This is a genomic window from Okeania sp. SIO3B5 (assembly GCF_010692555.1).
Classification (GTDB): domain Bacteria; phylum Cyanobacteriota; class Cyanobacteriia; order Cyanobacteriales; family Microcoleaceae; genus Okeania.
Genome location: NZ_JAAHHG010000379.1, coordinates 1 through 9,889 on the forward strand (window position 1 = coordinate 1; position 9,889 = coordinate 9,889).

At 41.0% G+C, this 9,889-nt stretch carries 10 protein-coding genes; all 10 read left to right on the forward strand.

All coding sequences use genetic code 11. The features are described 5' to 3' along the window. Positions 1 to 189 (forward strand): reverse transcriptase N-terminal domain-containing protein (locus F6K54_RS32480; protein WP_366558295.1); only part of this gene is annotated, 189 nt, incomplete at its 5' end. 595 nt (positions 190 to 784) lie between these two features. Further along, the gene (locus F6K54_RS32485; protein WP_293087248.1) at positions 785 to 1,630 is read left to right on the forward strand and encodes a reverse transcriptase N-terminal domain-containing protein; all 846 of its coding nucleotides are present in this window, start codon (positions 785 to 787) and stop codon (positions 1,628 to 1,630) included. 43 nt (positions 1,631 to 1,673) lie between these two features. Then, positions 1,674 to 2,474, forward strand: coding sequence for a group II intron maturase-specific domain-containing protein (locus F6K54_RS32490; RefSeq protein WP_293087261.1), 801 nt, complete (start codon positions 1,674 to 1,676; stop codon positions 2,472 to 2,474). A gap of 141 nt (positions 2,475 to 2,615) precedes the next feature. Next, positions 2,616 to 3,908 (forward strand): reverse transcriptase domain-containing protein, encoded by a 1,293-nt coding sequence (locus tag F6K54_RS32495; protein WP_366558296.1) that lies wholly within the window; start codon positions 2,616 to 2,618, stop codon positions 3,906 to 3,908. Positions 3,909 to 3,969: 61 nt separating this feature from the next. Beyond that, entirely contained in the window at positions 3,970 to 4,863 is an 894-nt protein-coding gene (locus tag F6K54_RS32500; RefSeq protein ID WP_293087251.1) for an RRXRR domain-containing protein, read from the forward strand. Beyond that, entirely contained in the window at positions 4,844 to 5,104 is a 261-nt protein-coding gene (locus tag F6K54_RS32505; protein WP_293087254.1) for a hypothetical protein, read from the forward strand. Before F6K54_RS32500 ends, F6K54_RS32505 begins: the two co-directional genes overlap by 20 nt. Positions 5,105 to 5,204: 100 nt before the next feature. Next, complete coding sequence (locus tag F6K54_RS43325) at positions 5,205 to 5,294, forward strand: helix-turn-helix domain-containing protein (RefSeq protein WP_366558297.1); 90 nt, start codon at positions 5,205 to 5,207, stop codon at positions 5,292 to 5,294. Between the two features lie 271 nt (positions 5,295 to 5,565). Beyond that, positions 5,566 to 6,729: a hybrid sensor histidine kinase/response regulator gene (locus tag F6K54_RS32510; RefSeq protein WP_293087257.1), complete on the forward strand. Its 1,164-nt coding sequence runs from the start codon at positions 5,566 to 5,568 to the stop codon at positions 6,727 to 6,729. Between the two features lie 691 nt (positions 6,730 to 7,420). Beyond that, positions 7,421 to 9,208, forward strand: coding sequence for an aspartate--tRNA ligase (gene aspS, locus F6K54_RS32515; protein ID WP_293087260.1), 1,788 nt, complete (start codon positions 7,421 to 7,423; stop codon positions 9,206 to 9,208). A gap of 360 nt (positions 9,209 to 9,568) precedes the next feature. After that, positions 9,569 to 9,889 (forward strand): GUN4 domain-containing protein (locus tag F6K54_RS43330; RefSeq protein WP_375342016.1); only part of this gene is annotated, 321 nt, incomplete at its 3' end.

A 9,889-nucleotide genomic window follows, 5' to 3' on the forward strand; every position in this document is an offset into this window, starting at 1 on the left:
TGGAAAAATCAAAACTGGAAGAAATTTCAGAAAAACCTTTTCCGCCTACAAAAGAGAGTCTATAAAGCCATGCAGGATGGAGACCTCCGCAAGGTCAGAAATCTTCAACGCTTGGTGCTGAAGTCCCTTGCCGCAAGGATGCTTGCTGTAAGACAAGTCTCTCAGCTTAATTCTGGGAGTGCGACCTGAAAGGTCAGTTAAACTGAGGCTCCTCAGCCTCTCTGGGATTTCTACCCCAGACCCTCATAGAGGAACCCGTAAAACGGTACGTCATGACTAAGTAGGTAACGAAACGGTCAGAGTGCAGACGCTAAAAGTAGCCATAGCTGTTAGGAGTAAAACAGTGAGGAGCAAGAGGGAAAGTTTTGGAAGGATGAACACAGTCCAAGGTGTTGATTAAATCACGTCACTTAAGAACAAGCCAAAAACTCCTGATAGGCTTGAACCAAAAGGTAAGTAGGTAGGTTGTTGAAGTTCCCGGTTTCAACAAAGTAGAAACAAAATTCCTATCGTGAAATAGACACCCATCCTAACCAGAACATAAACTTTAACTGATACGACAGGGTAAGCCCTACAGAGTCCAATAGAGTTGGTCGAATCTCTAAGGTAAGCGGTCGAGTAATCAAAGCCGAACTCTCTGGAGGGTAAAGGATGAGTGAAAAAGCGAAAGTCCATCCGTAATAGATGGGATAAGGGTTAAAAAATTTGCCCTTGACCGAAAGGAATAGCAGAATTCACTAGGGTCATATACGAAATAAAATCTTCTCGAAAGGAATGAATCCTTATGAAAAGTTGGATACATCACCCAGATGTAAATGGACATAGGAAACAGCTTTCAAACTGGAACCAAATCAATTGGAAGAAAGCCAGAAAGATTGTTAATAACCTCAGAAAGAGAATATTTCGTGCCAGAAAACTTGGTCAATGGAAGCAATTAAGACGGTTGCAGAAATTGTTATTGAAATCCTACGCCAACCTATTACTAGCAATCAGACAAATTACCACTACCAACACAGGTAAAAAGACACCAGGCATCGATAAGGAGGTAATAGATACGCCTGAGAAAAGGGTAAAACTGGCCGTAAATTGGAATCATATAACCTCACCAACTAAAAGAGTATACATTCCAAAATCCAACGGAAAGAAACGTCCTCTTGGTATTCCCACCATTAGGGATAGAGTCATGCAAGTAATAGTCAAAAATAGTCTAGAACCCGAATGGGAAGCCCAATTCGAGTCAAATTTCTATGGCTTCAGAATTGGAAGAAGTTGTCACGATGCCATAGCACAATGCTTCAACAAGTTGGTCAACAACCCAAGAGGAGCAAGACACACTTGGGTACTAGACGCCGATATATCAGGATTCTTTGATAACATTGCCCATGAATCCATTCTGACATTGATAGGGACACATCCCTCCAGGGAGACTATCAAAGGATGGTTAAAAGCTGGATACGTCTATCAGGGAACAAAAACCCCTACCGACAGAGGAACACCTCAAGGTGGAGCAATTAGCCCATTACTAGCAAATATAGGGTTCCACGGGATCGAAAACCTAATAGACTCCGTTAAACTTCCAAAAGATAAATGGGGTAATAGACCAAAGCGGCGGCTTCATCAGGTACGCTGATGACTTTATCGTTACAGCTAGAGACAAAGAAACCCTTGAACAAATCCTCATCCAGATTAAACAATGGTTGTCAACAAGAGGACTAGAAATCAGTGAGGAGAAAACTCGGATAGTTCATATCAAAGACGGATTCAACTTTCTAGGGTTTAATCTACGCCAATACAACGGCAAGTTATTAATCAAACCACAGAAGGAGAAAGTGTTAAAATTTTGCAAAGAAATAGGTAACACAATCTCCCAATGCGCCACCTGGACGCAAAAGAGTCTGCTCACTAAACTGAATCCAATTCTCCGAGGTTTTGCTAACTACTACAAAGGGGTGGTCAGCAAGAAAACCTTTAGTTACATTAATCATCGTGTAAATAAATACCTTTGGCGTTGGGCAAAGCGTAGGCATCCCAACAAAGGAAAAAGATGGGTGAAAAATCGATACTTCCATCCGGTACAAGGAAATGAATGGACTTTTATGTGTAGAGGAGATGACAGCCGGGGACGGAACAAAATCTACACCCTGTACAATGTAAGTCAAACTCCGATTACAAGACACATAAAAGTTACAGGAAATTATTCTCCAGACAATCCAGAACTCAAAACATACTGGGAAAAACGCATAGGAAAACAAGGTAAAAACTACTGGGCTAAAGGTTCTAAATACGAACAAATTGCCAAAACCCAAAACTATCGATGTCCTATATGTGGAGACTACCTCTTTAATGGGGAAGAAATCGAAACCCACCACATAATACCTGTTGCAGAAGGTGGACTAAACGACCAAGAAAACCTAATGCACCTGCACAAAATGTGCCACAAACAGGTACACCATAAAACCAAGAAAAAGGCTTGAAGTATGGCTTGAGCCGTATGATTGGAGACAGTCATGTACGGTTCTTAGGGGGGTGCGGACTGGTAACAGTCCAATCCTACCCGACAAAAGACCTGTGGGGTTGATGGACAAAAATCCTTAAACTTTCAACAACGGCTTAACTTGGCACAAAAGCTAAAAGAAGCAAACCGATGGGAACACAAAGGATTAAGGGAAGTTAAAATCCCTAAGAAAAACGGGAAGATGAGAACACTAAAAATCCCCACCATCGCAGATAGGGCTTGGCAGTGTCTTGTCAAATACGCCTTAGAACCTGCACATGAGGTAACATTCCACGCCCGGAGTTACGGTTTTAGGCCCGGCAGAAGTACACAAGACGCACAAAAATACGTCTTTAACAATCTATACAGCCGAGCTAATGGCAAAAACAAAAGGGTAATCGAATTAGACATTGAAAAATGTTTCGACAGAATTAGCCACAGCGCGATGATGTCCAAAGTCATCGCCCCCCAACAAATCAAAACGGGACTGTGGAAATGCTTAAGGGCAGGAGTGTCACCAGAGTTCCCAGAACAAGGAACACCCCAAGGCGGTGTCGTATCGCCATTACTGGCCAATATAGCATTAAACGGCATAGAGGAGATACATCCATCCGTAAGATACGCAGACGACATGGTATTTTTCCTCAAACCTAAAGACGATGCTGAGAGAATTTTAGAAAATGTACAGCAATTCCTAGCTGAACGAGGGATGAATATATCAGCAGAGAAGACAAAGATTACGCGGACAACGGCAGGCTTTGACTTCTTGGGATGGCACTTTAAAGTGCAGAAAAACGGGAAATTTCGATGTACTCCCTCAGAGGAAAACTACGAAAAATTCCGCAAGAAGGTAAAAGCTATAGTCAACAATTCTGCATTAGCCACCACTGCCAAAGCGAAGAAGCTAGCATCAATAGTACGGGGTTGGAGAAGTTACCATCGTTATTGCAAGATGGACGGGTCAAGGTTTAGCCTGTGGTACTTGAGCCACGATGCCTTCAAACGGTTTAAATCGGACAAGAACAAAGGCCAAAATGAAGCCAAAATACTCGTCAATCAAGCATTTCCGGCAGTTCCTTACTCCGAGAACAAATTCGTCATTGTAAAAGCGGAAAAATCCCCATACGACGGAGACCTTCTCTACTGGAGCAAAAGAAACTCCAACCTTTACGACGGGCACACAGCCAAAGCGCTAAAACGGCAAGGCTACAAATGTGGGCACTGCGGACACTACCTAGACGGAAACGAAAAGGTACACCTGCACCATATCGACGGCAACCACGACAACTGGAAACCTAAGAATCTTTTAGCAGTACACGAGTCATGCCATGATTATATCCACATGGGCATGCATGTCAAAAGCCTAAGATTATCTAGGAGCGTAGTGCGGGGAAACCTGCACGCTACGTTCTGAAGGAGAGGGGCGAGGAGGTAACTCCTCCCTCGACTCTAACAATCCTGATGGCTCTCCTGCAATGCCCACAAAAGCATCGCGGGCACGTCGTTGGGTCAAGGAAGGAAAAGCTACTGGCCATTGGAATGATGCGGGTTTGTATTATGTTCGATTAGTAGCTGAACCATCGGGTTGTGAAACTCAGAAAATAGCAGTTGGTTGCGACCCTGGTAAAAACTACACAGGGATTGCAGTTCAATCTGCTAAATTCACATTTTACACTGCCCATCTAGTTTTACCTTTTGAGCGCGTTAAAGAACGACTTGGTTCTGCTTTCCTTAAACAAGGAAAAGTCGTTAAAAATGTTAAAGGTAGAGCATTACAGCGTCGGTTGCGACGGGGCAGAAGGATTAACAGAAAAGTACCTTTTAACCAGCGTCCCCATCGGCAAAAACGATTCAATAATCGTTGCAAAAAAGGTAAATTAGCCCCATCTATTCGAGCATCTAGGGAAATGGAAATCAGGATCATTACTGAACTTTCTAAGGTCTTTCCTATCACTACCATCGTTTACGAACTGATTAAAGCCGATGTAGATTTAACTAGCGGTCGTAAAGGAGCACGTTCAGGCAAAGGATTTTCTCCAGTTATGGTTGGGCAAAACTGGTGCGTTGAACAACTCAAATCTATTGCAGATGTCAAAACCATTTATGGTTGGCAGAAAAATAAAAATGGAACCAGTCAAATCCGTAAATATTTAGGATTGAAGAAAATCAAAAATCAAAGAGCTGCTGTGCCTGAATCTCATGCAGTAGATGGTATTGCTTTGGCTGCTAGTGAATTTATTCGTTATGGAGTAATTCCTAGGAAAAACTGTGATACTTGGGGATGGATTGGTTCTGTAAACATTACTTCTAGCATTTTTCGAGTAATAACTAGACCCGCTTATTTTCGTCGTGCATTACCCGATCGATAACGCAGGAAAAGGTGGCATTCGCAAACGGAAAGGAGGAACAATCACCCCTTTTAATGTTCGTTATGGCGATAAAGTTATAGCTGAAAAATCAGGAAAAATCTGTATCGGATGGGCTGGAGGTTTTACTGATGCTAAGGCCAAAAATATCAGTCTTTACGACCACAATTGGAAACGACTTGGGCAATTTTCTCCTAAAAAAGTTAAACTAATTCGCCGCTCAAACAAACTCTGCGTTGTTTGATAAATCACGGCGGTTAAAATCGTCGTTCATCTTTCCTCCACGCACTAAAGTGACGTGGATTCCAGACTCTCAAATACTTTCCTTGAAAAGCAAACAGTAGATAGTTGAAAAAGCATACAAATTTAGGTTTTACCCTACTCCGGAACAGGAAAATCTGTTTGATTCGGCAAGGGGTCTCCCGTTGCGCTAGCAAAACAAGAAACTTCTTTACTTGAGAAGCTCCCGTTAAATCAAAGATGATAACGGGAGAGTTATATCATGTCCGGTTGAATAGTTATAATTAAAGCTTGTAGTAGGGCTTCAACCCGAACTTTAGATAGATAGGGCTAAAGCCCTACTACAAACAAAAACTTTTTTATCACGCTATTATCCGGACATGATATTAGTCAACCTATTTGAACGGCTGGTTGAATCACGAAATGGGGGTTTCAACCCGTATTTTTAACAAGGAAAATCATTTAATGAAAAATAGTATTTCAATTCTTGTAGTGGATGATGAACCTGAAAATTTTGATGTTATCGAAGGCTTATTCCTAAATCAAGACTACGAGTTAAGTTATGCACCAAATGGTCAAGATGCTCTTGAGTCTCTGGGCACTTTTTTTCACCCCGATATAATTTTGCTAGATGTGATGATGCCCGGCATAGATGGTATAGAAGTCTGTCGCCAGATTAGAGCAATGCCAGAATGGCAGGCTGTGCCGATAATTATGATTACTGCTTTAACTTCTAAAGAAGACTTGGCTCGCTGCCTAGCTGCTGGTGCTGATGACTTTATCAGTAAACCTGTTAATAGTCTTGAACTGCGTGCTAGGGTTCATTCTATGGTACGGATCAAACAACAATACGACAAGATTCAAAACTGGTCTAAACTACAACAAAGTACTATCCAATTGCTAGAAAGTAGTTTGACTGAGTTGCGCGGAAATCTTGCTAGCAGTTTATCCCATGAGTTGAACACTCCTTTAAATGGTGTTTTGTCCAGTTTTCTTTTGCTCGATGATTATCTTGATGAAATGGATACTGAAGAGATTCAAGAGATTATCAATATTGGCACAACATCGGCAAAACGCTTGGAAAAAGTGACCCAAAGATTCCTAACTTATCTTTACTTAGAGTTAGAAACTCACAAATCCCCAGATGATCGGACTTCAGATATGGATCTTCAGGGGGCTAAAACAGAAACATCCTTTATTTCAGATATTGCAACTGCCAAAGCTAAAACTTTTGATCGTTTCAATGATCTGACTCTGGAAATTCAAGCTGCTACAATTAGGTTTACTTCTCAACATCTTCAGTGGTTAATTGATGAGTTGTTAGACAATGCTTTTAAGTTTTCTGAGCCTCAAACTCCTGTAAAAATCTGTGGTCAAGTTGTAGATGAGGTATTTCAACTCAATATTAGTGACTGTGGACGGGGAATGACTCAAGACCAAATTGATAAAATAGGGGCATTCATGCAATTTGAACGTTATAACTATGAACAGCAAGGTGTTGGTTTGGGATTGAAGATTGCTCAGAAGATCGTTGATTTGTATGGGGGGAAAGTCTTGATTTTCAGTACCTACCAACAAGAAACTACTGTTCAGATTGAGTTGCCCGGGGCTCGCAGGGTGACAAGCTAGTTGAAAGCTATATATAGCTTTTTCTATATATAGAAAGGGGTTCGCCCAGGGCGAACGCATCTTATTTTGAAATTATGACAGGGTAATTAATATCATGTCCGGTTGAATAATTAGACTTTGGTGGAAGGAAGGCAGGAGGCAGGAGGCAGGAGGCAGAAGGTTTTCTTTCATTGTCACCTCAATTTTATACACGCTCCGATGCTACCGGACATGATATAACAGCTTGACATAATCTATGACTATCTATTTTGTATTTTATGCTACTAGGATTCAAAACTGAGTTATATCATGTCCGGTTGAATAATTAGACTTTGGTGGAAGGAAGGCAGGAGGCAGGAGGCAGGAGGCAGAAGGTTTTCTCAAGAGTGTCACCTTAATTTTATACACGCTCCGATGCTACCGGACATGATATTACACCCAAATAATCGGCAAAAAACGTTACTGGCTAATGCGTAAGTCCTAAGAATATTTTTTTTGTTATAGCGCTACCCATTAAGGTTAGGACATTTCTAAACCCTGTTACGGAGTCCGGAGGAAAAACCCTTTAACAGCTTACTACTTCCTATTCCCTATTCCCTAGTGCGTAGCGCTATAAATCCGAATTTAACCTAAAATTATTAATGATTTACGGGCATCGCAGTAATATAATGATAAAATTTATTTTTTAGCTAAATTTGTAATTTAGATAATTATGCGAACCTATTATTGCGGCCAACTAAATAGTAATAATATTGAAGAAACTGTAAACCTCTGTGGATGGGTAGACCGTCGTCGGGATCATGGGGGCGTAATTTTTTTAGACTTGCGCGATCGCACGGGTATTGTCCAAATTGTGAGTGACCCAGAGCGGACTCCTGACTCATATCAAATAGCTGGAGATATTCGCAATGAATATGTCGTGCAAATTACAGGTCGAGTCAGTCGTCGTCCTGAAGAGTCTCTAAATTCCAAACTTCCTACTGGCGAAGTTGAAATTTATGCCGATGACATTAAACTGTTGAATGGTTTAGGGAAACAATTACCATTTCAAGTTTCCACTGCTGAAACAGAATCTGTCCGTGAAGAATTGCGACTCAAATATCGCTACTTAGATTTGAGAAGGGAACGGATGACTAAAAACCTGCAACTACGCCATGAAGTTATCAAAGCTATCCGCCGTTTCCTGGAAGACCAAGAAAATTTCATAGAAATCGAAACCCCAATTCTCACTCGCTCTACTCCAGAGGGAGCGCGGGATTATCTTGTTCCTAGTCGGGTTCATGCAGGAGAATGGTTTGCCCTACCCCAGTCTCCCCAATTATTCAAACAAATGTTGATGGTTTCCGGTTTTGACCGTTATTATCAAATCGCCCGTTGTTTCCGAGATGAAGATTTGCGAGCGGATAGACAGCCAGAGTTTACTCAGTTAGATATGGAAATGAGTTTCATGTCTCAGGAGGAAATTATTCAATTAAATGAGAAGTTGGTGGGATATATTTTTGAGAAAGTCAAAGGTGTAGATTTACCTTTACCATTTCCTCGCTTGACTTATGCAGAAGCAATGGATCGTTACGGCAGTGATAAACCAGATATTCGGTTTGGCTTAGAGTTGGTAAATGTCTCCGACTTAGTGAAAGATTCTGGTTTCAAAGTATTTTCTGGAGCAGTTGCTGCTGGTGGGATAGTGAAAGTTTTGCCTATTCCTGGAGGTAATGATGCCATATCCAATGTTAGAATTAAACCGGGTGGCGATTTGTTTAAAGAAGCAAGTGAAGCAGGTGCCAAAGGTTTAGCTTTTATTCGTGTCAAAGAGAAAGGCAAAATAGATACTATTGGAGCTATCAAAGACAACCTCACCGACGAACAAAAACAGGAGTTGTTAGAACGCACGGGTGCAAAACCTGGTCATTTGCTATTATTTGGTGCTGGTGATGTGAATACTGTCAACAAAACTTTAGACCGTTTGCGCTTAGTAGTGGGTGAAGAGTTGGGATTAATTGACCGCGATAAAATTAGTTTATTGTGGGTAACAGATTTTCCTATGTTTGAATGGAATGAGGATGAAAAACGTTTGGAAGCTTTGCACCACCCATTTACTGCACCTCACCCAGATGATATTAATGACTTGAAAACTGCACGAGCCCAGGCTTATGATTTGGTATTTAATGGTTATGAAATCGGCGGTGGTAGTCTGCGGATATATCAACGAAATGTACAGGAAAAAGTGTTTGAGGCTATTGGTTTATCTGATGAAGAAGCTGATAGTAAGTTCGGTTTTTTGTTGGAAGCTTTTGAATATGGCACGCCCCCCCATGGTGGTATTGCTTATGGGCTAGACCGATTGGTGATGTTGTTAGCTGGTGAAGAGTCAATTCGAGATGTAATTGCATTTCCGAAGACTCAACAGGCTAAATGTTTGTTGACAAATGCACCGTCTGAAGTTGATCAAAAGCAATTGAAGGAGTTGCACGTTAGTTCAATTTCTAAACCGAAGTCTTAGATTTTTTTGGGGAAATAAATTTCCAGTGCGAGCATCTTGCTCGCCTGTAAACCAATCTTGCTCACCTGTGAACCAAATCATTAATTTTCGTAGCGCCACCATCTTGCTAGCGATCGCTCTGTAAAGTTTACATGATTAGTAGACCACAAAGTAGGGACGTTGCATGCAACGTCTCTACAGGGTTATCATTTTTTTATGTGGTTCATTGACCTGAAAACTGCTGTAACTTAGTTTTTTATTGTTAGGAAACAGTTCATCAATGGATAATGAAAACTATCTCTAATTATCAATTATCAATTATCCATATCTTGATATCCTTAAAAAAAACAGGTTTTTCAACCAAACTTAAATCAACTAAAGTTGAAAGTTGCAAGGCGAAATTTTACACATTTGTTAGATACAGAAGATATAGATAATTTTCCTTGTGAAGACCTGCACACCATTGACCAACTTTGGGTAAAATATAGTGATGGAAAGTTTGGCTTTTCTGTACAGATGGAGATTTATCAGATTTTGGGTAATCTAAGATTCATAGATGAACGGATAGATCGAAATTCTATCATAAGTGACTCTAGAAGCGACTTTGACTCGATGTGGGAGGATATAAGAAGGCTTAAGTTATGGCATAGCATACGAGGCAAGCTCAAGATACAACTCCCTCTACCTCCCAACAAACTAGGA